Annotated in this window: 20 protein-coding genes and 1 pseudogene; 15 read left to right on the top strand and 6 right to left on the bottom strand. The window is 70.5% G+C overall.

Annotated features, from left to right (window positions below):
• The first annotated feature begins 374 nt into the window (after window positions 1–374).
• Window positions 375–1,643, top strand: coding sequence for an ISL3 family transposase (locus DNK56_RS15860; protein WP_111329909.1), 1,269 nt, complete (start codon window positions 375–377; stop codon window positions 1,641–1,643).
• A gap of 52 nt (window positions 1,644–1,695) precedes the next feature.
• Window positions 1,696–1,932, top strand: coding sequence for an RHS repeat domain-containing protein (locus DNK56_RS15855; protein ID WP_111334509.1), 237 nt, complete (start codon window positions 1,696–1,698; stop codon window positions 1,930–1,932).
• Window positions 1,933–2,158: 226 nt separating this feature from the next.
• On the opposite strand, the gene DNK56_RS15850 is transcribed toward DNK56_RS15855, so the two are convergent.
• Entirely contained in the window at window positions 2,159–3,322 is a 1,164-nt protein-coding gene (locus tag DNK56_RS15850; RefSeq protein ID WP_111334507.1) for an IS4 family transposase, read from the bottom strand.
• 94 nt (window positions 3,323–3,416) lie between these two features.
• On the opposite strand from DNK56_RS15850, the pseudogene DNK56_RS15845 reads away from it, so the two are divergent.
• Together DNK56_RS15845 and DNK56_RS15840 are read left to right on the top strand one after the other, a co-directional pair.
• Window positions 3,417–4,877: pseudogene (locus tag DNK56_RS15845) on the top strand (RHS repeat-associated core domain-containing protein); the annotation flags it as partial.
• Between the two features lie 216 nt (window positions 4,878–5,093).
• Complete coding sequence (locus tag DNK56_RS15840; RefSeq protein ID WP_146610465.1) at window positions 5,094–5,366, top strand: hypothetical protein; 273 nt, start codon at window positions 5,094–5,096, stop codon at window positions 5,364–5,366.
• Window positions 5,367–5,704: 338 nt separating this feature from the next.
• Here the strand turns inward: DNK56_RS15840 and DNK56_RS15835 are convergent, their stop codons facing one another.
• The 5 genes from DNK56_RS15835 to DNK56_RS15815 all read right to left on the bottom strand — a co-directional run bounded on the left by DNK56_RS15835 (window position 5,705) and on the right by DNK56_RS15815 (window position 12,170).
• Window positions 5,705–5,914, bottom strand: a complete 210-nt coding sequence (locus DNK56_RS15835; protein ID WP_111334501.1) for a hypothetical protein — start codon at window positions 5,912–5,914, stop codon at window positions 5,705–5,707.
• 554 nt (window positions 5,915–6,468) lie between these two features.
• Entirely contained in the window at window positions 6,469–7,137 is a 669-nt protein-coding gene (locus DNK56_RS15830) for a hypothetical protein (protein WP_111334499.1), read from the bottom strand.
• On the bottom strand, window positions 7,134–10,547 hold the full coding sequence (locus DNK56_RS15825; RefSeq protein ID WP_111334497.1) for a CHAT domain-containing protein: 3,414 nt from the start codon (window positions 10,545–10,547) through the stop codon (window positions 7,134–7,136). Before DNK56_RS15825 ends, DNK56_RS15830 begins: the two co-directional genes overlap by 4 nt.
• 214 nt (window positions 10,548–10,761) lie before the next feature.
• Complete coding sequence (locus tag DNK56_RS15820; protein WP_274578641.1) at window positions 10,762–11,757, bottom strand: IS3 family transposase; 996 nt, start codon at window positions 11,755–11,757, stop codon at window positions 10,762–10,764.
• Between the two features lie 29 nt (window positions 11,758–11,786).
• Window positions 11,787–12,170, bottom strand: coding sequence for a transposase (locus tag DNK56_RS15815; RefSeq protein ID WP_111332239.1), 384 nt, complete (start codon window positions 12,168–12,170; stop codon window positions 11,787–11,789).
• A gap of 1,003 nt (window positions 12,171–13,173) precedes the next feature.
• On the opposite strand from DNK56_RS15815, the gene DNK56_RS15810 reads away from it, so the two are divergent.
• The 11 genes from DNK56_RS15810 to DNK56_RS35995 all read left to right on the top strand — a co-directional run bounded on the left by DNK56_RS15810 (window position 13,174) and on the right by DNK56_RS35995 (window position 24,187).
• Window positions 13,174–13,761, top strand: coding sequence for a hypothetical protein (locus tag DNK56_RS15810; RefSeq protein WP_111334495.1), 588 nt, complete (start codon window positions 13,174–13,176; stop codon window positions 13,759–13,761).
• Between the two features lie 106 nt (window positions 13,762–13,867).
• Window positions 13,868–17,224, top strand: a complete 3,357-nt coding sequence (locus DNK56_RS15805) for a CHAT domain-containing protein (RefSeq protein ID WP_111334493.1) — start codon at window positions 13,868–13,870, stop codon at window positions 17,222–17,224.
• The gene (locus DNK56_RS15800; protein WP_111334491.1) at window positions 17,221–18,006 is read left to right on the top strand and encodes a hypothetical protein; all 786 of its coding nucleotides are present in this window, start codon (window positions 17,221–17,223) and stop codon (window positions 18,004–18,006) included. Before DNK56_RS15805 ends, DNK56_RS15800 begins: the two co-directional genes overlap by 4 nt.
• Entirely contained in the window at window positions 18,006–18,737 is a 732-nt protein-coding gene (locus DNK56_RS15795) for an RES family NAD+ phosphorylase (RefSeq protein ID WP_111334489.1), read from the top strand. The genes DNK56_RS15800 and DNK56_RS15795 overlap by 1 nt, the downstream gene beginning before the upstream one ends.
• A gap of 60 nt (window positions 18,738–18,797) precedes the next feature.
• Window positions 18,798–19,916 carry a hypothetical protein gene (locus DNK56_RS15790; protein ID WP_111334487.1) on the top strand — a complete coding sequence of 373 codons (1,119 nt, stop codon included), beginning with the start codon at window positions 18,798–18,800 and terminating at the stop codon, window positions 19,914–19,916.
• A gap of 139 nt (window positions 19,917–20,055) precedes the next feature.
• Complete coding sequence (locus DNK56_RS15785; RefSeq protein WP_241989895.1) at window positions 20,056–20,271, top strand: NfeD family protein; 216 nt, start codon at window positions 20,056–20,058, stop codon at window positions 20,269–20,271.
• An 11-nt stretch (window positions 20,272–20,282) separates the two neighbouring features.
• Window positions 20,283–21,038 (top strand): vWA domain-containing protein, encoded by a 756-nt coding sequence (locus tag DNK56_RS15780; RefSeq protein WP_241989894.1) that lies wholly within the window; start codon window positions 20,283–20,285, stop codon window positions 21,036–21,038.
• Entirely contained in the window at window positions 21,035–21,811 is a 777-nt protein-coding gene (locus tag DNK56_RS15775) for a protein phosphatase 2C domain-containing protein (protein WP_111334483.1), read from the top strand. The genes DNK56_RS15780 and DNK56_RS15775 overlap by 4 nt, the downstream gene beginning before the upstream one ends.
• Window positions 21,802–22,854, top strand: coding sequence for a protein kinase domain-containing protein (locus DNK56_RS15770; RefSeq protein WP_241989893.1), 1,053 nt, complete (start codon window positions 21,802–21,804; stop codon window positions 22,852–22,854). Before DNK56_RS15775 ends, DNK56_RS15770 begins: the two co-directional genes overlap by 10 nt.
• On the top strand, window positions 22,851–23,498 hold the full coding sequence (locus DNK56_RS15765; protein WP_111334479.1) for a 4Fe-4S single cluster domain-containing protein: 648 nt from the start codon (window positions 22,851–22,853) through the stop codon (window positions 23,496–23,498). The genes DNK56_RS15770 and DNK56_RS15765 overlap by 4 nt, the downstream gene beginning before the upstream one ends.
• Complete coding sequence (locus DNK56_RS35995) at window positions 23,495–24,187, top strand: hypothetical protein (RefSeq protein WP_241989892.1); 693 nt, start codon at window positions 23,495–23,497, stop codon at window positions 24,185–24,187. Before DNK56_RS15765 ends, DNK56_RS35995 begins: the two co-directional genes overlap by 4 nt.
• Window positions 24,188–24,219: the final 32 nt, after the last annotated feature.

Genomic DNA, 24,219 nt, shown 5'->3' with positions numbered 1-24,219 from the left:
AGACCGAGACTCTACGCGATCATGAACTAAGCGAGCGACGTTGCACCTATACCCGCGACGCGGCGGGACAGATCACGGTCCGTACCAACGCACTCGGGGAAGCCCTCGCCTACAAACGAGATGCGCTCGGTCGCGTAGTGTCCAAGGATGCGGCAGGCGCGGTTACTACCTACGCCTATGACAGAGCCGGACGCATGATCCGGGCAACTGGGCCGGACAGTGAGCTGATCTACCAGTATGACCGTCGCGGTCTGGTGAAAACGGGCTCTCCTGTCGCTTCCGTGGGTCGCTGACCTGGGGGTATGCGCAGAACACGCCGCACCCGGAGTACGTTTCGACTGCTGAAGGTACGAAACGGAAGAACCAGGTACGGCGTGCGGAACACGAGGATATGGGCCAGGCTGCTCGATGTCGAAAAGACGGTGATCGAGCAGGTCGAGGCCGAGGAGGCCGACAGCGGCGACGATCTGGTGATCGTCGCTCATGCCCGTCCGGCTCGGGGACGGCGGCAGCGGTGCGGGGTGTGCGGCCGCAAGGCGGCGAAGTACGACGCCGGAGAGGGACGCCGTCGCTGGCGGGCCCTGGACGTCGGGGTACTCAAGGCGTTCATCGAGGCCGACGCGCCGCGGGTGTCCTGCCCCGAGCACGGGGTGACCGTGGCGGCGGTGCCCTGGGCCCGGCACCGGGCCGGCCACACCTACGCCTTCGACGCGCAGGCCGCCTGGCTGGCCACCTGCTGCTCGAAGACGGCCGTCACCCGGCTGATGCGGATCGGATGGCGCACGGTCGGCGCCGTGGTCGCCCGGGTCTGGTCGGATGCCGAGGCGCAGGCCGACCGGCTGGCCGGACTGCGGCGGATCGGGATCGACGAGATCAGCTACAAGAAGCGGCACAAGTACCTGACTGTCGTCGTGGACCATGATTCGGGCCGTCTGCTGTGGGCCGAACCCGGGCGGGACAGGGCCACCTTGAACAAGTTCTTCGACCTCCTCGGCCCTGAACGCTCCGCGGGGATCACGCATGTGTCGGCCGACGCGGCGGACTGGGTCACCGGCCCGGTTGCCGCACACTGCCCCGACGCTGTGCGCGTGATGGACCCCTTCCACACGGTGAAGTGGGCGACCGACGCCCTGGACGTCGTGCGCCGTGAGGTCTGGAACGCCGAGCGCAAGGGCAAGGGCCGGGCCACGCCGGGATCGAAGTCGCTGAAGAAGGCCCGCTTCGCGCTGTGGAAGAACCCCGAAGATCTCACGCAGTACCAGCGTTCCCAGCTGGAGTTCGTCGCCAAGGCCCATCCCGTCCTCCACCGCGCCTACCTCCTGAAGGAGGGACTCCGTCTCGCCCTGAAGTCCGGCACCGACACCCCCGAGGCTCTGTGGGACTGGGTGCTGTGGGCCCGCCGCTGCCGCATCGACGCCTTCGTCGACCTGCAACGCTCCATCGTCCGGCACTGGGACGCGATCACCGCAGCGGCCGAGCACGGCCTGTCCAACGGACTCGTCGAATCGATGAACACCAAGATCCGGCTCATCACCCGCATCGCCTTCGGCTTCAAGAACCCCACCGCCCTCATCGCCCTCGCCATGCTCAGCCTCGGCGGACACCGACCCCACCTACCAGGACGTCAACCCGCGAACCGATGACCCACGGATCCGACAGGAGAGCCTGAAAACGGAGTCCGCCGACGGGCGCGCCATGACCTATGCCTATGACGCCCTCGGTCGACGCACCCAGCGCACAACACCCACCGGGCATGTCACGACGTACGGCTACAACGCAGCGGGACACACGACACGCCTGACGGCCGACGGCCACAGCATCTCCTTCACTCACGACATGGCCGGCCGGGAAACCGAGCGGGACTTCGGTGGTGGTCTTACTCTCAACGTCGCTCTATTAGATGGCCGTCGCCATGTCTTTGAGTGTCGGTGACGTCGTTTCCTGCGGGGCGAGTTGCAGGGGTCTCGGCTTCGCCCGCGGCTTGCGTGGTCGTCGTTCTTCGGGGAAGAGCGAGAGGCTGATCGTGTGGGTGACCTTGGTGGTGGCGGGCTCGTCCGGTTTGAGGGTGCGGTATCCGGTGGTGCTGCGTTTGGTGGCGCGGGGTGCGGCACGTCCGGGGCGGGGACGGACGGCCTCGCGGGTCAGGTCGGCCTGGATGTCACGGATCCTGGCGGTCAGTTGCCGAGGGGGGAAAGTCCGCGCCGACGGAACGTCGGGCGGCGGCGAGGGTGTTCTTGAAGCTGATGTGCGAGACGGGGAGGTTCGCGTGGTGGGCGGCGTCCACGGCCAGGTCGTGTACGGCCTGGTAGACGCAGAGCATGGCCCACAGTTCCTGCTCGACCATGGCGGGACTGTTGGACCGGAGGGTCGCGGTGCGTCCTCCCCGCTGTTCGATCTTGATGTGCTTGAAGATCGTCTCGCTGGTCCAGCGGGCGGTGTACAGCTCTGCCAGCTCTGCGGCGGGTGCCGCCTCGGGGTCCAGGAGCGTGGTGATCAGGCAGAACAGCTCCGAGGTCTCCTCACTGTCGCCGTCCGCGCCGATCGTGGTGGTGACCACGGTGTACTCCACGGCGCGCACGGTGATCCGGGCGCCGCGCGGCCCGTTCAGGCGGGTGAGGAAGGTGCCGTCGGCCAGAACCTCATGCGGCCGCAGGGTGAAGGAATCCGAGACCCGCCACAGGAGTTCGGCCCCGGTGACCGCGGCTGCCCGCCACAGCTCATAGGCTGGAAAGCCCCGGTCGGCCATCAACAGGATGCCTTCCCGCAGGTGCACCAGGAGGCGGGCGGCCAAGGTGCGCTCGCCGACGGCGAAGGAGTCGAAGACCGCACCGATCAACGCCTTCGTGCCGCACTCCACCAGCGCGAGGAGCCTCACCTGCGGGTACGGTCCAGGCCGATTTCCGTTGGAGGCACGGGTGTAGGCGGCAGCGTTCGCCTCGCTGTCAGGAACGTCCAGCAGTGTGCCGTCCATGGAGGTCAGCCGCAGCCCGCGCCAGAAAGCCCCCGGCGTGGCCGCAGTGCCGGTGCAACCGGCGACCCGGTCGAAGAGCAGTCGCAGCGGCCCCGCACCCAGCCGGGCCCGCGCCGTTGTCAGAGACCCCGTGCGCGCCGGACGCCACACCTCCCGCGCCCGGCGCGGCCAGTGCTCCACCAACTCCCGCAGCACCAGGCCGTATCCGTCACCGCTGAACAGCCACATCGTCAGGACGAAATACACCATCAGCCGGGCCGGCAACGACCGGGTCCGCTCCTCGCGCGCCCCCGCCTCATCGACCACGAAGTCGACCAGCTCGGGCGTGAACGTACGCGACAGCACCCCCATCCGGACCCGCTCCGGGTACGTCTCACCAACTATGTGATCTCTCGGCACAAGACCGAGACTCTACGCGATCATGAACTAAGCGAGCGACGTTGGTCTTACTCTTGCCTCCGCTTGGGACGCTGCGAGCCGCCTCAACGCACAGCGACTCGCCACCGGCGGCGATATCCTCAACGCCCGCGCATACACCTATCGTGCCGATGGTCACGTCACCGCCCTCGATGACACCCTGCGCGGTCTCCAGCGCTTCGACCTGGATGCGGGCGGCAGAGTAACACAAGTCACTGCCACCAATTGGACCGAATCCTATGCGTATGACATCGCCGGGAACCAGACCAGCGCCACCTGGTCCGCACATCTATGCGGCGGTGCTGCGAGAGGTGACCGTGTCCACACGGGCACCCAGTTGCTGCGCGCGGGAGCCAACACCTACACATACGACGCCTTGGGGCGTTTGGTGCGACGACGCAAGGCTCCCCCATCGAAGAAGGCGGAAATCTGGAGCTACTCCTACAATGCCGACGACCAACTCACTGCAGTCACGACTCCGGACGGCACACAGTGGCGCTACCGTTACGACCCCCTTGGCCGCCGATCCGCCAAAGAGCGGATCACCACGGACGGTACGGGTTCTACGGAACAGACCACCTTCACCTGGGACGGCTCAGTCCTGGCGGAACAGACCACCAGTGACCCCGAACACCTTCCCCACCAGGTCACCCTCACGTGGGACCACCATGGTCTGACACCGCTCTCACAGACCGAACGCCTCACCGAGGAAGCCACCAAGCGTGAAATCGACAGCCGCTTCTTCGCTATCGCCACAGATCTGATCGGTACACCGACCGAACTCGTCAGCGAATCCGGCGACATCGCGTGGCACACACGCAGCACGCTCTGGGGTGACACCACGTGGAACGCGGATGCCACTACGTACACCCCGCTCCGTTTTCCCGGGCAGTACTACGATCCGGAAACTGGCTTCCACTACAACCACCACCGCTACTACGATCCACAAACCGCTCGCTACACCACACCTGATCCGCTGGGTCTCGCGCCGGCCCCGAACCCAGCGACCTACGTACACAATCCTCTGACTTGGGCCGACCCTCTCGGACTCACGCCCTATCCGCCCAAGGGAGAGCATTCCAATCCGTTCGGCCACAGAGCCGACGCCGAAAGAGCCGCTTTCGAGGCCGCCGGAGTACCGTACGGCGAAACCCCGGTCGCCGAGTGGACTGTAACTGGCGACAAAAGCTTGAAGCACGTACCGGGGTACACCTATTCAGGCGATGCGTCTCACTGGGGAAATTTCCGTCAGTTCGAGACGGATCAGGGGTCCAGAGTGGTCGTGGAGCATACTCACGACCCTGCTGGTCAGCACTTCCATGCAGGAAAGCCCAAGATCGACGATTCTCGAGAACTAGTCAATTTCGGCTGGGACAACGGGAGGGTCCAACGGTCGGACGGCTCCCTCGGATATCCCGAGGACATGGAAAGATACGGAAAGATCAACAAGCCGGGCGGGGACCACCACTTCTTCTATAGCGGGAACTGACGGAAACCGGCTGGAATCACCCAGAAGGAGAAGCAGATGGAAGCTGCGTTCAGCACGGAGAAACCGTCCTGGCAGCGCACCCTCGAAGCCTGTGGACTGCTAGCCATCGGGACGGGAGCTCCCTGTCCTGTGCCTGCCGTCCTGACTGCCATCCACGCGGTGACGGGGGTCGAGGTCAGGCCGACTGCGGCGATTGCGGAGTCACATGCTGACGTTATGGCGGAACTTGACCGTCAATGGCTGGCCAATACGTCCACATTGCCTCTCGTGTCGGGTGCAGGGAAACTCCTCATCGTCCCGCCGGGACCCGGCGGCAGTGCGGCAGGGTGGGTCCTCGTCAAGGATTCCGTCGGGACGGGGCTGCCGTCTCGCGTGGCCGGCGCGACAGGCTCGCCGGAGCTTCTGGCACTGTCGGTGGATGGTCGCTACTTGTGCGCGGTCACGTCCGAGGAGGACGAGTTCTGGATCGTCACGCGCGTCCTCATCTAACCTCGATCTTGCATGACGGTCCGCCGACGGAGTCGGTGGACCGTTTCGCTTGGTGCGGCCGAGGGTTGGGTTTGCTGGCGGCCCGAGTGTCGCTTCGGGCCAGCGCCGGGTTCCGCTGTCCGGGGCGGGTGCTGTTGTGGTCGGGGCGGTGGAGGACTGCTGGCCAGCCGGGGTTGGGCAAGAGTGTGAGCCTTCGAGGACGGCGGTGAACTCGTCGGTCCGGGGTCAGTGGTGGGCAGGGCGGAAAACCTGGCGGCTGCTGGTGGAGGCGAGCACGGCGGCCGCGGAGAGCAGGCGGAACCACAGGCGGCGGCGTTCCCGAAGCCGGGCCTTGTCGGTCAGGCGAACTCGACGCTCTCGAGCCAGACCGTGTTCGGGGCTGCTCGGCGGAGGAGCAGGTTACGCAGGCCGGTGGTCCGGGCGGCCCCGATCCGGTCCTCCGCCGGGACGGTCGAGGAGGTTGAGGAGTACATCGGCACCCGCAACTGCGAGAGCAGTTCGACATCGCGCTGAAGCTGATCCGCAGCGCGGTGGAGAAGAACAGCCACGTACGCGGCCTACCTGCGTGGTTCGTTCGGTGCCGGCTGGAGCCGCTTCCCGAGCGTGGTGCACGTCGCGCTCAACGGCGAGCCCACCACTCGCGCCAGCGGGGTGGCAAAGGCCAGTTCTCGTGCACGGTGAGTTCTGATCCGTCTCCAGGGCGTCTCGTTTGGTGTCGCCGGATAGCAATCCCGCAGTGACGTCAGGCGCGGCATCACCCAAGGAACGACAACCGCACCTTTCAGTTCTGGATGTCCACGTTCGTGCCCACCAACCTCCGTTAGGACAACACTGCCCCTGCCACTGCGGCACATGCGTTCAACCCCCAGGTGAAGGCTGGCGTCGGGGAACCGTGCTTGAGCCGTGAAGGACGCCCCAGGTCAGCCATGACCAGCTTGCTTCTGTCGGCACGCCCCCTGGACGTCGCATTGCCGGGCCCGCCCCATGCGAGTCCGCGTCGCGCGACCAGTTCGCCCTGGTCGCCGGTATCAACACCGACACCGTGATCGACCTGGTCGAAGCCGTCGGCGGTATCCACGTACGGCACACCTGCGAGATCGGGTCACTCCGCCAGCACGATCGTGTGCGGTGTCGGCGTCAGCTGCGCCCGATAGCGGCGGATGCCCCAGCTACGGTGCTCCAGCTCCGCCGCGACCAGCACCTCGGCCGTGTTCATACAGTCGGGCACGAGCTCCACCAGCGCGGCCACCGGGTGATCACCGACCAGCGGGAATCCTTTGACTCGTCGGAACTCCCACTGCGGGTTCGGCTGGGAAGCTCCGTGGCCCCGGACGATCCATTCATCCCTCGTCGGTCCCGAACCTGGCGGCTTCTCCACCCCTACATCCAGCACTCCCGTCGTGACCGTGAAGCTCACGCCGGTTCCGAGGCCGGGGACCGGGTGGGTACGCTCGCCAGGGTCGATCAGGCGCGCGATCGGCTGTGCCTCACGCTCCGGTGTCGACAGTGCGACACCCAGGGAGGCATGGCGGAATACGCCTCTGCTCGCCGGTGTCTCGGGGCGAAACGAGCACACCATGAGCAGTTGCCGGAACTCCCGGTCGGGTGTGGCGCTCAGATAGGACAGCCAGCCGGCCGGTGCGCCCGCATGGTCGGCGGGCAGTAGGTCCCAGCCGAAGGTGAGCCTGCCACGCAGCGGTGCGTCATCCGCTGGGCTGCCGAGCGTACGCTCCGGCACGAGTTCGACGTCGCGCAGCCGAATCTCGGTCATGCGGTGGCTCCCTTGTTCCTACCGTGCACATAGCTGAACGCTCCCCAGTCACGGTACTGGGGATATGCGGCACGCGTGGCGAGTTGGGCACCGCGGAAGGCCTGCTCCGGGTCAGTGCCGCGCGCGACTCGTTGATGCAGGTGGTGGTAGAAGTACGTGGCCGGTTCCGGGCGTACGGGCCACAGGCATCCGACGACGGCCTGGGCTCCGGCGGTGATCAGTGCCGAGGGGATGCCACGAACGTTGTCACCGCGGTCGAATCGGCCGAGCGCCGACTCGCAAGCGGCGAGCGTGACAAGGCGGACGCCGCGCAGGTCGACATCCAGGAAGTCGTAGGCGAACATGCGGCCGTCGTCGTCGCCGTCCGGCGCGAGATAGAGGCAGTGCATCCACGGCGCGTGCTCGTCCAGTACCCCGTGTACGGCGATGTGGACGACGTCCGCCACGGCCATCTCCGAGCGCAGCCTGTCGCGAGTGGCCGCACGACCGGTGAGGGCTTCCGCGCCTACCGCCTCGGCGACCTTCCGTGCGTGCTCCTCCAGCGCCGGTTCGGCATGCAGACCGAAGGGAACACCGCCGGCAGCGGAGGCCAGCACAACGGTGCGGCCCTCACGCGCAGGTACTTCGGCGGGTGCCAGGGCTTCGAGGCCGGCGATCGTCGTGACTGTCCAGTCGTCGGCAATCAGACGGCCGCCCATGCGGCACAGCGGTAGGGGCAGGTAGTGCAGGGCGCCGTGCGGCCAGGCCAGGATTCGGTCCTTGCCCCGGGCACGCCACTTGTCCCACAGGTCGCTGCCTCCGAGCGGCATGCCGGTCGACTCCAGCAGCCGAGTGCCTTCCGGTGTCACGTGGCCGAACAGCGGGTCGCGTTCGATCTCCGTCCGGATCGCCTCGACGCGGTCCGCATCCGGGTGCCGGTCGTTGTTCTCGTCCGCGCCCTCTCCGAGGTGCACCACGAGCTCCCGCCCCTGCCTGGTGACCGCGAGCAGCACGGTCGCGCCGTGCACCGCCGCGGGCAGGAACCACGTCAACAGCACCGTTCGATCATCCAGCAGATCATGTGCCTTGGCCCAGATGTGCTGGTCGTCGATGAGCGCTGTCGAACGCCGACGCAGCTCGTCGTCGATGAACGACGAGATGCGCCACCGCAGATTCCGAGCGATCTGCGTGTGGTCGTGGCCGCCAGGACGATGATCGGCGTCCACCGCGTTCAGCAGGTTCAGCAAGGCGCTGCCTGCGGCGGTGGGCTCCTCCCAGTCACGCAACTTGGCGAGGAAGTGCTGGATGTGCGCGGGCAGCACGAGCGGGCCTTCGATGCGCCACCACGCGCCCAGTTCCGAACCCTTGCCCGCTTGATGCAGGCCGAGTAACAGCCCCATCGGCAGCGTCTCGCTCTCCGCGGTGAGCTGCCAGACCGCCGAGTGCACAAGGTCTCGCAGTATGGCGCCGAGTTCGGGCGCGCCGATGGTGTCGAAGTTCGGCGCGTCAACGATGATCGCGTACAACGCGTTCCTGAGTTCATCGCCGCGGAGGTTGCCCAGCTGCTGCACAAGCGGCACCAGGCTCGCTTGGGCCAATTCCCCGAAGTCGAGTGAGGCGTAGGAGAGCGCCGCATACGTGTAATAGCCCCATGGGAACGGGACAGGGCTGGAGACCGGCTCTCCCGCCTCTGCCGACTGGTAGTACAGATCGGCCGTGAGCAGCCGGACCTCTTCGCTCCGGGCGTCGCCCGCCTGGCGCAGGAGGGTGAGCCCCCGTGCCGGCTGCCCCCGATCGCGGGCGTGTGCGGCCGCATGCAACAAGGCCGCAGATCGCTGCGCCGGTGTCCAGAACTCCGGGATCGACACCGACAGTTCCTGGTGGGGACCCGGGCATTCGCTCGGGTCGTCGGGCAACACGTGGAGCCTGGCCTCGATCAGTTGCCTGCGATGGGCGGAGGCCCACCGAATGTCGAGCTGCCCAGCCCAGTCCAATACGGTTCGCAGCAGCCGTCGGTCGGCCCGTTCCCGGGCCAGGTTGACGCCTTGGCTGATCACCTTCGCGGTCACCGTACTCCCGTGGGCGGCGACGAAATCGGCCGGTGGGGTACCGAATACCTTGTTGAGCAGCCGGTCGGTCGTCTCCGGGGGCGCCCCGTCCACCGTCCTGATGAGGAACAGCGCGAGGTCCGGCTCCTCGTCGGCGGAAGAGTCGTGCCATGCCGCGAGCGCGGCGCGAGCAGCACCACGGTGGACTCCCTCCTCGTCCGCGAGGATCTGCGCCAGTATCGCCAGCAGCCGGCCCCGCCTCACCCCACCATCCAGCTCCAGCGCACGCACCACCAGGTGTCCCGCTTCTGCCACCAGCCGATGGGACTCCTTCTGGAAGGGTTCCTCTTCGGTGAACCACGTGCGGTACAGGTCCGCGGTCAGCCGAGCGGACCATGTGGTCAGCAGCGGCTCACGAGCGTAGTCGTCAGCGGCCGAGTCCTCCTGCCCCCTGACGGCCATCCGCAACCGGGCGGCAGCCAGCAGCGCGGCTTCCAGGTCGGCGGTGTCGCTCAGTTCGTCGACCAGCCGAGCCGCCAAGGCTTCGGACTCCTCGAACACCACGCGGTCGCACCGGTCCGCGACCAACTGGGTGCCCGCCTCGACGGTCTGGAACGCCGCGACCCGCCAGGCAGCCTCCATCGCGCAGGCGTCGGCGACCTCGGCGACCAGTCGCCAGTAGACGTACATGAACTCCACCAGGCCGCGGTGATCGAGGAACTCGTCCCGGAACAGCAGCTCCACCATCGCCTCGGTGGACAGCGCGCCGTGCTCCGCCAGGGCCTGCCGCATCTCCTCCACTTCGCGCGCCCGTCGTTTCGCCTCGTCCAGCGACATGATCCGGTCGGACACGTACTGGGCCAGCTCCATGAGCACGCCGACCGGGTCGATCACGAAGGTGACCGTAGGCTCGCCGTCCGCCTCGCCGTCAGGCCCACCGAAGCGCACAAGGCCGGCGCAGACCTCCCCCCACCGTGTTTCGAAGACCAGCGCGCCGAGTGGATCGTCTGTGGCAGGCAGCACGTGGGACACGATCAGCATGACTGAACCCAAAGCATCCGCCGCCTCCCACCACCCTGCCGGCCGTTCCACGTCGAGGTCATGCACGAAGAGCGCGCCGTCGGAATCCCGGACGGACAGCACACCGTCTTCGTCTTGCGTCACACACCACCGGGGAGCGAGGGGGTGGCTGAACGGCAATTCGTCCAGTGAGAGGAGCATCGGGAGGCCCCGCACGTACGCGCGGGTGAACAGGCTGCCTCCTGACCCGCCACCAGTGAAGAACGGGCTGATGCCGGCCAGGCCGACGGCCAGGCCGGCATGCCGGACACCCTCCACATCGGCAAGGAACGCCCACCCGGTGACCTTGCGTGACAGTCTCACGCCCTCCCCCTTCGTCGCACGAAAACTACTCGAGCACTTCCTTTCAGGGGCAGCCCTTGCCGCGATCAGCCACCGCGGGCCGAGCGAGCCCCCGGCAGTCCCCGCCTGCCTCGTTGGTCAGCGCACACAAGTGGCGGGGTGTTGACTCGTCATGCCGGGCTTCAGCCGACAGCCCGCCGCGGTAGCTGTCAAGTCAAATGAAACGATTGTGCGGCTATGAACTGTGTTGTTGTGATTCGTGTCGTCGGGTGGGGTCGTTGATCCATGCCTGCTGGGGGATCTTCGGTGGCACGGGCCGGTGGTTGAAGCGTTCGGGGTGCTGCTCGAACGCGACCGTGAGGGTGGTCGCCCGTTGCTCGCGGACGAGGTCGGCGGTGCCGAAATGGACGCTGGCCGGGGTGTGGTAGCCGATCCCGGAGTGCCGGTGGACGTGGTTGTAGTGCGAGATGAACGCGTCCATCCACTCGCGTGCGTGGGCGAGGGAATCGAAGCGTTCGGGGTAGTCCGACTGGTACTTCGTGGTGCGGAACCGGCTCTCGCTGTACGGGTTGTCGTTGCTGACCCTGGGTCTGGAGTGGCTTCGGGTGACGCCCAGGTCGAGAAGCGTCTGGGAGACCTGCCTGGAGGTCATCGAGGTGCCGCGGTCGGCGTGAACGGTGTGCGGCACGATCCCGTTGCGGTCGATCGCCTCTTGGATCAACTCCTCGGCTCGCGCCGCTGATTCGGCCTGCTCGACGGTGTGGCCGACGACATAGCGGGAGTAGATGTCGAGGATCACGTAGCCGTGGAACCAGACTCCCTTCGCCGGGCCGGCCAGGCGGGTGATGTCCCAGCTCCAGACCTGGGAAGGCCCGTCGGCGACGAGTTCGGGAATGGTGCGGGGAGGATGGGTGGCCCTCCGGCGGCGTTCGCCGTCCTGACCGGCTTCCTTCAGGATCCGGTACATCGTGCGCTCGGAACAGTGGTAACGGCCCTCGTCCAGCTCGCGGGCATAGACCTGCGCGGGCGGCAGGTCCACGTACTCGGGCCGGTTCATCAGCTCCAGCACCGCCCGCCGCTCGGCCGCCGACAGCGCGTTGACCGGCGCCGGACGCGGAGCCTTCGGCCTGGGCGGGGCCGGGTTGAGCCGCCGGTGGTGGGTGGCCCGGGAGCGTCCCGTCAGACGGCACGCCACCACGATGCCCACGTGCGGAGCGAGCTGCTCGACCAGGGCGTGCAGATGATGTTCGAGGACGTCGTTCAGTCCGCGCTGTCGGAGACCGATTCCAACAGCGCGACAGCTTTTCCCAGCACCTCCACCGCGGCGCGGTTCTTCGCCAGCTCCTTCTCCAGCCGTTCCACCTGCCTGCGCAGCCTGTCGTTCTCCGCCTCGGCCGGGTGCTTCCTCGGGCGGGCGGGGCTGGTGCGGTGATCGGTCAGCTTCTCCAGCGCGCCCGCATCCCTGGCCTGCCGCCACTCGATGATGTGCGAGTGGTACAGCCTCTCCCGGCGCAGGACAGCGCCCTTGTCCCCGGCGGGGGCCGCGTCGTACTCGGCGACGATCCGCAGCTTGTACTCGGGGGCGAAACGGCGGCGCTTCGGCTTCGGCGCCGGATCCTGCCCGGCGGGCTTGGTGCTGGTCATGCGGGTGGTTCTCCTGTCGTACCCGCCCACAATATCTGATCATTTCGGGGCGTCTCACCCAACGGTGTCAGAGAGGGCCGCGGCGACGGAGCAGGCGCCTGGCGTACGGACCGGCCCTGTGACTTGGAGTTCCTCGCGGGATCCGTGGCGCCGGAGACCTCGCAGTCGGCCGCCTGGCCGATGATGCGCGTCCCGACGGATTCGGCGGTAGTGGGCACGTTCTCTTGGTGACGCTCGCGCGCGACAGTCGCCGCGCTTCGAGCAGGCACTTGCCGTGTCCGGCGTTCGACCGCGTTGAGGTCCGTACCGCGCATCCTCTCGTCGTTCGAGCGTACATCTGCGGCACGCTCCGGCTGAGCGATCTTGGTCAGCCCAGGAAGCTCAGTCGGACTTGACGGTTGGCGTTGTCCTTATTGGTGTCCGCCAACCTCCGCTAGGACAACCCTCAGCGTAGCTGTGAGGCTTGTCGATGCGAGAGCCTCGAAGCATGGCTGCGGGCCGGGCCCTTGCCAAGGGAGCCTTGGTCGGAGCCGACTCCGCGCTGGCGGTCAGCGGCCGTCACCAGACTCATCGTGTGGTGACAGCCAAGGCACTCGCACGCCGCCATGCAGGAGGTACTGTCGGGACGAGGGTTCCTGGCTGCCCGGCCGAGACGGTGCTGTTCAGCCTGGCCCGGGGGATGCACAGCGTCTCGACGGTGTATGTGCCACCCGTGGTGGTGCCCATCGCCCGGGCGGTAGAAGCCTGGGACCGGTGGTGTACGCCTCCGACTTCCTCGTCCTCGGTCGGTGCAGGTCGCCCTGGGCATCGCCACCGGCCCGCGTTCCACGTCCCCCTCAGCGTCGCCCCCACCCACGCGTATACCCCTGGACCGCCCGGGTGCGGCCGCACCGCTCGCCTGGGCGAGACACGGGCGAAGGCCGGTCGTGCCCCGGTCGTGGGCTTGCCCGAAGGGGGCCGGCACCGGTTCGTTGGAGGCACACGGCGACTCGGGGGTGAGGAGATGGACGTCGGGAGCGCGGGCGCGCTGATCGTGGCGGTCGTCGGGGTTGTCGGGACCCTGCTGTCGGCCCTGCTCACGCAGCGGGCCGCCGACCGCAGTCTGCAGCGGGAGCAGGAGCGGGCCGATCGGGCTCAGGCACGAGCTCGTGAGGCGGAGGAACTGCGCGCCTGTTACGTCGCCCTCAACGCCTCCTCCCGGCAGTACCTGGCCGCGCTGACGGACCAGCTGCACGCTCTGCTCCGCGCGGATGAGGCGCCGGAGGTGCGGCAGCGCCTCACCGAGGCCCGGGACCTGCACCGCGATGTGTACGCGGAGGCGCAGATGCGGCTGCCCGATCCCGTCCTCGCGCCGACGGGCGCGGCCGCGCACGCGCTCGGCACCCTCTTCGGGCGGCTCCGGCGTCTGGACGACGGCGCTCCTCGTCCCGGCGACTCGCTCTCTGCGGTCCAGGAGGAGATCGACACGCTGTGGGAGCAGCTGCGGGAGCTACGGCGTGGCATGCGAGCGGATCTCGGCGTGTCACGGCGGTGCAGGCCGGGTCCGGCCGAGCCGACCTCGCCGACGCGACGGGCGAGTTCCGGTCATTGACCGGGCGAATGCCGGACAAGTGAGCGTTCGGGCTCCGCCGTGGCGGACGCCTCGCCATCATGGAGATCTTGTCGGCCCGACAGGGCCTCAAAACGTGGGGGTTCCCATGGGGGAAGAAGAGCAGACCGGCAGCGTGCTGGCACTGCAGGCCTGGGCCACCGAGGCCGTCGGACGGGCGCGGGCGCTACTGCCCGCGCCCGGCGCGAAGCCGCCGCCCTCGCGTGTCCACGACGCTTCGGTCGCCGAACTCGGCGACCTGTCCGTCCTGTTGGACCACGACCCGGAACTGCGTAGCTCGGTCACCGTCTGGCTCGGCGGTGCCCTCACCCTGCGCCATGCCGCCGGCGGCGGGACCCTGGAGGACCGGCACCGGGCGAACGGACTACTGCGGGACGTGCGCGACCCGGCGACGGAGCTCGGGGCCGCCGCGTCCGCCGAGGACCGGCGGTGGGCCTCGCTGTTCCTGCTGACGCATACCCTGCCGTTCCAGGAGATGCTGGACGGGCTCGCGCCGGAGCCGGACGTCACCGCCATCTTCGACTTGATGACGCGGCAGGGGCCGGAGGGCATTGCCGCCTTCACCGCCGAGATCGGGGAGCTGCTGGACGAGGCTGTGGAGCTGCCGCTGCCGCCGGAACTCCTCGGTGATCTGCGGCGGATGCGTGACCTCCGTGCCACTCCCTCGCCCGAGGGGTTCGCCGACATGCTCAACGGCTTCCTACCCGACGACGGCCATCCGGCCACGGAGCACGTGCGGCAGATGGTGAACCGGATGATGACCGGAATGTCCGGGGGCCGGGACGGGGAAGCGGACGGTGGGGGCGGGCGCGGGGCGCACGGAACCGGTACCACGAGCACGCCCGGGGCAGAGTCCACCGGAGATGACTCCGTCAGCGCCACCGTCCCGCCAGGACCGCCAGGACCGCCCGGCCCGGAGGAGGTCCGCCGGCTCCTCGCGGCGATGCAGGCCGTCAACACGACGTCCGTGGACTTCGTGGACCACGTGGGCGGCGGCGACCCGGCCGCCCTCAACCAGCAGCTCGGACGGCTGCGCAGCGCGCTGGACGAGCTGCCGGCTGACATGAGGGGCCGGGACGCGCTCGAGGGGCTGATGGGCCTGCTGCTCGCGGTGAGCGACGGCGCCGGCGGCACTCTCCAGGACCAGGCCGTCGGCTTCGAGCAGACCCACGCGATCACCGACTACCTGCGGCGCAAGGCGGGCAGCGACTCGATCCCGTTCGCCGACGCCTTCCCCGTGGCCGCCGACGCGCTCGCCCTGATGACCGACATCCGCGTCGCAGGCCAGAACCACGACGCGGACCGGCTCGGGAAGCTGGTGGCCCGCGCCGAGGCCCTCGTCGACGGCGTTCCCGACGACCACGACCTCCGCTCGTTCGCCCTGCTGTGCCGCGGCATGGCCGGCGCCGCGCTCGGCCGGTTCACCCTGGACGAGGAGCTGCTCCTGCGCAGCCTCACGGACATCGAGGAGGCCAAGGAGGCCGCGCAGCACAGCAGGATCCCGTTCCCGTTCGCGGAGCCGGACGACATGTTCCCGGACATCTCGACGCTCCGAAGCTACCTGACTGATGACACGACGGGCCTCCCGGAGCGGGAGGTACCACCACCGGACGCGCCTGCCGACCGGCTGCACACCGCCGCCAACCACCTCGGAATGCGCTTCGGCCTCACCCGCGACCCGGAGGACCTCGCAGCCGCCATCACCACGCTGGAACGGCTCCGCGAGCACATCCGGCAGGGCAGGGCGCCGCGCGTCGCCGCCGAGTCCCTGTGGTCGCTCTCCGAGCTCTACCGGGCTCGCTGGCGCCTGGGGCCGAACGAGGCGGATGCCGAGGCCTCCGTCGAGACGGCGACCGAGGCGCTGACCACCCTCGCCGCCGACGTCCTCCTCCAGCAGGGTGCCGAGCACCGACTGACGACCGCGCGCAACGGCGCCTCCCTCGGAGTGCGGGCCGCGCTGTGGGCAGCCATGCAGGGGCGGCCCGACCACGCGGTCGCCGCACTGGAGCTGGGCCGGGCTCTTGTCCTCCAGACGGCCGCCACCTCCCGGGCGGTACCCGACCTCTTGGAGGAGCGCGGGCACCCCGAACTCGCCGCTGCCTGGCGGGAGTCCGTCGTCGACGCCGACGGCGGACCGCCCCGCGAACTCCCGAGCATGCTCCGCCGGCAAGCCCTGGAGGCACTCGGCTACCGCAAGCGGGGCGGCCTGCTCGGCACCCCCGATCCGCGGGAGCTGGCGGAGGGGGTGGGCGCGGCGGGCGCGGACGCCCTCGTCTACCTGGTTCCCGGCCCCGGCGGCGACGCCCCCGGCATGGTGCTGGCGGTGGGGCCCGAGATCGGCATCCGCATGGGCGCGCTGCCGACCCTCGCCGAGGAGAGCAGCGGCCCGCTGGAGCGGTACCTGGACGCCGTCAGGGCCCGGTCGGCGGCGCCCCGGGACGCCGCGGTGGCGAAGGACTGGGAGGAGGCCCTCTCCGACCTGTGCGACTGGGCGTACGAGACCATCGCCCACGTCCTCGCCGGGCTGGCGGACCACCTCCCCGGGGACCCGGCCGAACGCCGTACCCCCCGGATCGTCCTGGTTCCCTGCGGCCGTCTCGGGATCGTCCCCTGGCACGCGGCGCGCTTCCCCGCCGGCTCCCCGCACGCCTACGTCTGCGAGGAGCTGGTGATCAGTTACGCCGCCTCCGGGAGCCAATTGCTGCGGGCCGCTAGGCGCGCGCCGCGCGACCCGGTCTCGGCTCCCGCCATGGTGGCCGACCCGACGTTCGATCTGACCTACGCCGAGCTGGAGATCCTGGAGCTGCGCGAGGCCTTCTACCCGGGGGCGAGGCTGTACGGCGGTTTCGCCGACCTGCCGGTCCGCTCGGTGCCCACGGGCACCCCAGCGCAGTTGCTGTCCCTCCTCGCACAGGACCACTCGGTGGTTCATCTCGCCACGCACGGCATGGCGGCCGTCCGGCCGACGGAGTCCGCGCTGTATCTGGCTCATCCCGAGATCGAGGGCGAGAGTGAACCGCTTTCCGTGATCCAGCTCCTCGACCGGCCGCAGCCCGCCGGGCAGGAGCCGTCGGACGGGCCGCTGATCGTGCTGAGTGCCTGCGAGACCGACCTGAGCACCCGCGACCACGACGAGGCGCTGACCCTCACCACCGCGTTCGTCTCGGGCGGCGCCCGGGATGTCGTGGGGTCGCGCTGGACCACCCAGGACAGCGCCTCGATGCTGCTCATGGTGGTCTTCCACTATCACCTGCGGGCCGGGCTCGCTCCCGTGGACGCGTTGCGGGCCGCCCAGTTGTGGATGCTCGATCCGGACCGACAGGACCCGGGCTGTCTGAGCGACCGGCTGCGGCGGGATGTCCGGCGCGCCGACCTCGGCCAGCCCGCCGCCTGGGCCGCGTTCATCCACCAGGGCCACCCCGGCCGAGGGAAGGAGACCGTATGACACCCGACGAGGACGACGGGACCAGGGTGCTCGCCCTGATCGAGGAGCACCACGACAGCCTGCGCGCCCTGCTGACCGAGGAGCAGTACGAGCTCCTGCTGGTGCGGCTGCGGGCGCTCGCCGAGACCCCGGCGGAGATTTCCGTGGAGGTCCGCCGGGCCTTCCAGCTGGTCCGGCGCTGCTTGGTGGACCTGCCGTACGACCATCCGGTCCGGCAGGCGGTGGACTCCGTCCGGCTCGTCGCGACGGCGACCGATGTGCAGCCGATGGTGCTGCGCACGGCCGACCTCCTGGCCCGGCTCGCGGCCGGCCCGCCGCTCTCCGCACGGGAGCCGGAACCCGGTGCGGTACCCGGTGCCGCCGCCGGACTCCCCGCGCCGCGCGAGCAGGAGCCCTCCGCCCCACCGGTGTGTCTGCTCACCACCGAGCAGATCATCGCCGCCGCCGAGCGCCGACTGCTCGGCGCGCCCACGCTGTCGGCCGGCGAGGTCCGGACCCGGTACGGCGGTTCCGCGCCACCGCCCGAGCTGATCCGGCTGGCGGATCCCGACCGCGGCGACCGCTACCCGGAGTTCCAGTTCCGCCCCGGTGACGGGGCGCCGTACGACGTCGTCCTGGAGGTCAACCGCGTGTTGCTCGCGCACGAGGACCCGTGGGGGGCCGCCGACTGGTGGCTCAGTGGCAACACCTGGCTGGGGGGTGGTCCGCCCGCGGGCCTGCTCGGCGTCCGGCCGGACCGCGACCTCGTGGGTGCCGCCATCGCCCTGGTGGAGGGGGAGTGATGCACGAGATCACCGTGTCGCCCTCCGCGTACCGCTTCCAGCCGCACTGGGAGGTGCTGCCCGCCGGCACCCAGCTGTGGCGGGCGCATCCGTCCCGGTTCGCCGCCGTCCAGTTCCGGCCCTACGACCAGGAGGACCGGGCGCCCGGCCGCTTCCACAGCACGGCGGAGGATCCGTACCCCTGTCTCTACGCCGCGGACGGCCCGGAGACCGCACTCGCCGAGACGCTGCTGCGGTCGATCGCCTTCGACCGGACGACCGGAACGCGGTTCGTGCCCAAGAGGGCCGTGACGGGCAGGTCGTTGACGGTGCTCCAGACCCGGCACGAGCTGCGGCTGGTCTCGTTGCGCACGGGAGCGGCGCTCGCCGCCGTCTGCCAGGACAACCGCCTGCTGGAGAACGAGGGGCCCGAGCACTATCGGGGCACCCGCGACTGGGCCCGCGAGATCCGGACACAGGTCCCCGGGGCCCAGGGCATGATCTGGGACTCCAAGCGCAACCCCTCCGGGCGCGTCCTCGTGCTCTTCGGCGACCGGCTCGCGGGCGGCCCCGCCGACCCGTACGGCCGGGACGAATCGGATGGCTCGGACGGGTCGGACGGCCCGGGGGGATCGCTGGAACACCTGGCGTACCGCGGCATTCCCGATCTCGGTTCCGAGGCCGGGGTCAAGGAGGTCAACCAGCTGCTACGGCCTCTGCGTTCGGCCATCGACGACCGGATCCGCCGCTGACCCGCCCCGCCTTCCCGCCGCCGCTTGCCACCGGGTGAAACGTGCTGCCATCGTGTCCGCATGGCAGCACCACCACCCCTTGACCATGCGTCACTTCTGGGGGACTTACAGGCGGTTCGGCGGGCGGGACTTCTCCGGCTGCGCGACCGCGACCTGCCCGCCCTGGAGACGGCGGCCTCGCTCCTCGACTCGGCCCGCAACCGCGAGGGCGCCGTCGAGGCCCTGCTCCGGCGCGCGGTGGCACGGCTCGACGCGGGCACGCTGCGGACGGCCGCCGAATACACCCTGGGCCTGGCCCAGGGCACCCGGGACTGGCCCGCGTCCTCCCGCCGGTCCCGGTCCGCCGAGGTGTACCGGGTGAGCGAGGAACGTTTCCGCAAGCACCACGAGGTCATGGTGCTGGGGCAGGTGGCCGAGCACATCCTCGCGCTGGTCGAATCGGGAGGCGAGGGGGCGCCGGACGACGCGCCGGAGGACGACTGGACCAGCGCGAGCCACCGGTCCGTGGACGTCCGGGCGGGCGGGCGGCCGGTCCGTCTCACCCTCCACGTCCACCCGGTCGACCTGCTGCGGAACGTGGACGTGGTGGTATCCCCCGCCAACACCTACTTCGCGTTGCCGGAGCCCTACAAGTCGTCCGTCTCCGCGTCGCTGCGCCGGACCGCCTCCGTGCGCGGAGTGACCGGCGACCTGCTGGACGACCCTGTCCACGACGAACTGCGCGACTGGGCGCTGAAGAACGGGACTGCGGGCCGCCCGGTGCTGCCCGGCACGATCGCGGCCACCGGACCGGGCGCCCTCGCGGAGCAGGGCGTACGGAGGATCTACCACGCGGCGGCCGCCGTCCCCCGGGCCGGCACCAACGACTACGACGTCCTGCCCGCCGACCTCACCCGGGCCGCCTCGCGCGTCTTCGCACTGTTGGCGGAGGAGTGCGAGCGGTTCGCCCCGCCGCTGCGGTCGGTCTGCTTCCCGCTGATCGGCTCGGGTCGCGGCGGACTTCCGTACCGGGCGAGCGCGGCCGCCCTGTGGGCCGCCGTGGAGGCCGAGTTGGCCCGCGGGGCGGACTGGGACGTGCACTTCGTGGTCCGGTCCGCGGCGGCGGCCCGGACGCTGGAACGGCTCACGGCCGGATCCCGCCCGGCACGCGACCGATCGGCGCCCGGCCGAGCTGTTTGACTGGAGGAGCGGACCCGGCCTCGAAGGCCGCGGGGGCGCCCTCGGGGAGCGAACCGCCGTTCAAAACAGCCATCTTGACGATGTGACCATTCCGACGATACGGGGAAACGCAGGTGCCGAGATCACATAACGTGGTCACATGACCGCGAGGATGATCGAGTGGGGGGACGGCCGCACGGGTCGCACGGTGACCTGGCCCACCCCGGACACGTACGTGCTGGTGGACGGAGTCCTGCTGCGCACCGAGGCCGAGCCACCGGGACTGCCGCCGGGCACCGCCGTCACGGTGCGCCACGTCCCCGGACGGCGGCTGCCGGTGTCCCGGCCCGACGACGATGTGGAGCGGGCCTCGTGAGCGTCCACGGCATGGAGTTCGGAACCGGTTACGAGGAGCGGCAGCCAGTCCTCCTGCTCCTCGACACCTCGGCGTCCATGGGGCGCCCGGAGGGGAACCCTCGCATCGACCAGCTGAACGAGGCGCTGGAGCGCTGGTTCGACGGGGTGCGTGCGCAGGAACGGCTGCGCACCCGGGTGGAGATCTGTCTCATCGCCTTCGACTCGGCGGTGCGCGTCCACGACCCCGACCGGGGCCGCCTGGTACCGGTCGAGGAGGCCGACCGGGCGCGGCTCTTCGTCCCGGTCGACGGCGTGAACCCGCCACGGCTGACCGCGCAGGGCCTGACCCGGCTGACCGATGCCGTGGAGATGGCGCTCGACCTCGCGAGTGCCCGCTACCGCGCCCTCCAGGCGGAGCGGATCCCGGTCCGGCGCCCGTTCCTGTGGGTCCTGACGGACGGCGCGCCGAGCGACACGGAGGGCCGTCCGCTGGACTCGGCGGCGCTGGCCGCCACCGCGGGACGGGTGCGCCGGGGCGAGGCGGCGGGCGAGTGGGTCTTCCAGGTCATCGGCGTGCACGGCGCCGATCTGCCCATGCTCCGGGTACTGGCGCCGAAGGCCACGTCCCCGCTGGAGAACCTCGACTTCGGACGGATCCTCGACCTCCTCTTCCAGAGCACCGACGACAGCAGCCCCGACCAGGACGCGGACCTCATCCACCAGCAGGTCGAGGACCGGGCGGCCCGACTGGCCCGGATGGACCGGCTGGAAAGGGGACTCCAGTGATCATCGCGGGCGCCTCCGTCCAGGGCACCGCCCATCTGGCCGCCGCGCAGGGCTGCCAGGACGCCTTCAAGGCAGCCGACCTGGGCAGCGTGGCGGTCCTGGCGGTCTCCGACGGAGCGGGCAGCCGCGACCGCAGTGCCCTTGGCGCCCACATGGCCGTCGACGCTGCCTGCCGGCTGCTCGCCGAGGACGTCCCAGCGGTGGACGCGGCCCCGGAGGAGTGGACCCGGTGGACCGGCGCGCGCGGGCGGCAGATCGCCGAGGAGTACCTGCGGATGGTATCGGGGGTGCTGGGCCAGGACGCCGCGGGAGACTCCGGCGCCCTGGCGGCCACGCTCACCGCGGCGGTCGTCGCACCGCCCTGGACGGCGTTCGTCTCGACGGGAGACGGCTTCGGCGCCCTCCTCACCCGCGACGGCCGCTGCCACCTGGTGCTGCCGCCAGCCGCGCCCGGCCGCTTTCTCTCCTCCCCCGGAGCCGCCCTCGGCGTCCGCACCTTCACCGTCTGGGAGCCCGAGCTCGGCGGCGTGGTCCTGTCCACCGACGGCTGCGCCACCCTGAGCCTGGACCACCCCTCGGTGCACGGCCTTCCGGCGGAGGCGGGCCCCCTTCCGGCCGAAGGCTTCTTCCTCGGCCTGGCCTCCGTCCTCCGGGAGAACCGCGGGGACGCCGAGCCGATCCGGCGGCTCCTCTCCGGGCCGGAGGCCGGCCGTACCGGTGACGACCTGACCATCCTCTGCGCCTTGGTCGAAGGCGGGTGGCCGTGGGTCTGAGGGTGGTGTCCGGCAGCGGGCACACATGGCAGCTCGCCGAACAGATCGGCAGCGGCTCGGAGGGGTTCGTGTACGGCGTCGAGGACGCCCGCCCCCTGGTGGCGAAGCTGGTCCCGGATCCGCCCGACCCCGAGGCGTACCGGCGACGCGTGGCCCGTCTGGTGCGGCAGCGCCGCGAACCGCGCACGGTCGGCCTGCTCTCCGGCACGCCCGTCCGGCTGGCCTGGCCGCTGGTCCCGGTCCGCACGGCGGGCGGCTCCCCCGCCGAACGGGTCGACGGCTATCTGATGTCCGACATGCGCCACGGCTACCAGCCGCTCGGCCATCTGCTCACCGCCTCGGCCCGCCGTGCCCTGCTGCCCCGGGCGACCTGGGCGACCGCGCTGCGCGCGGCCGCCTCGCTCGCCGGGCTGCTGGCCGAACTGCACACCGAGGGCTATGTGGTGGGCGATCTCAAGCCCGACAACCTGTGGGTCGACACGACCGGCCGGGTGGGCATGGCGGACATCGACTCCCTGCAGTTCACCGACGGCCGCGAGGTGTTCCCCAGCCGCATGCGTACCCCCGGCTACACGGCACCCGAGCGGATGGGCGTCCCCGCCGGCACCGCGCCGGACACCAGCTCCGACGAATTCGCCCTGGCGGTCCTGGTCCACCAGCTCCTCATGTCGGGCCTGCACCCCTTCGCCGGTCACCCGGCGGACGGGTCCGACTACCTGTCGTACGACGACAACGTCTTGCACGGCCGCTGCCGGCTCGTCGACCGCGGATCAGTGCTGCTGCCCCGTTCCGTGCCTCCCGCCGACCTGCTGCCACGACGGCTCACGGAGCTGTCGCGCGCGGCGTTCGCACCCGTCGGCCCACGGCCGACGACGGGCGCGTGGGCCGCGGCGCTCGCCGCCGAGCTGGCGCCCGGCCGGCTGCGGACCTGCCGGGTGAACGCCCGTCACGTCCACACCGTGGAACGGCCGTGGTGCCCGTGGTGCGACCAGGGCGGCCAGGGTGCCGACAGCTATCCCCCGCACCAGGAGGAGGAGTCATGACGTCCGTCCTCTCCGTCGCCCGCTGCCTCGATCGCTGCACGGTCCTCGGCCCCGGCACCCGCGCGGTCGTCTGGGTACAGGGCTGCCCGTTGCGCTGCCAGGGCTGCGTGGCTGCGGAGACCCTGCCGTTCGAGGGGGGCACCGCCCGCCCGGTCCCCGAGCTCGCCGACTGGCTGTGCGGGCTGACCGACGTCGAGGGCGTCACCTTCTCCGGCGGCGAGCCGTTCAGCCAGGCCGGGGCCCTGGCGGAACTCCTCGACGCGGTACGGGAACGGCGCCCGGAATTCGGCGCGATGGCGTACTCCGGCTTTCGCCACGAGGCGCTGCGGCGCGGCGGCCCGGACCAGCTCGCCCTGCTGGACCGCCTCGACCTGCTGGTCGACGGGCCGTACGTGGCGGCCCGCCACGCGGGCCTGCGCTGGCGGGGCTCGGACAACCAGCGGTTGATCGCACTCACAGGCCGCTACGCGGAGGTCCTGGCGGCCGGACCGGACACGACCTCGGGGATCGAACTCTCGGTGGAGGCCGACGGCTCGCTCTCCTGGGCAGGGGTTCCACCGGTCCCCGGGTTCCGGAAAGGGCTCGAAGAGCAGCTCGCGGCGCGAGGGTTCGTGCTGCACACCGAAGCACGGAGGGAACGATGAGCGGTTCACCGAAGTACAGCACCGTCCGCGTCAGCGCCCAGTACGCTCGGCGAGAGGCCGAGGAGCGTCGGCGCCGGGCCGAGGAACGCCGGGGCAGGGAGCTCCGGCGGGCCGCGGAGCGCGCCCGCCTCGCCCAGGAGGCCGCCGCCCGCCGGGAGCGCGCCCGCGCCGAGGCGGAGCGCCGCCAGGCCGAGGCGGCCCGCAAGGAGGCCGAGCTGGCGGCCCGGCGGGCGGCCGAGCAGGACGCGCACGTGGCCCGGGTGCGGGCCGATCGGGCGCGGGCCGACGAACGCGGCCTCGAGGAGGTGCGGGAGCTGATCGACCGGGCCGGCCGGTCCGGCGCGCTCGCCGACGCCGGTGGGCTGGAGACCCGGTGGGCGGAGCTGCGGAACAGGGTGGCCCGCGGGGACACGCTCGGGAACGCGGTGGAGGAGCTGCGGGGACGGGTCGTGGCGGCGGCCCCGGCGGCGGAGGACCGCGGGATGGACCCGCGGGGATCCTGGCCGACCTGGAGCGGCGGCTCGCCGGGACCGGCCCAGACGGTCCCGCCCTTGACGCGGACGGACACCGGCGCTGCGCCGAACTGCTGGACCAGCTGCACGCGGCGGCCTCCCCGGACCGGCGGGTCCGCTTCGAGGCCCTGCTCGGGACGGTCGAGCACGCCGTCGCCCGCCACGCGGAGACGCTGACGCGGGCGCGGGAGCAGGAGGCGCGGCAGGCC

The organism is Streptomyces sp. AC1-42W (assembly GCF_003248355.1).
Lineage (GTDB): Bacteria > Actinomycetota > Actinomycetes > Streptomycetales > Streptomycetaceae > Streptomyces.
The sequence above is the reverse complement of the archived record's forward strand: the minus strand, read 5'-3'. Positions and strand labels throughout refer to the sequence as shown.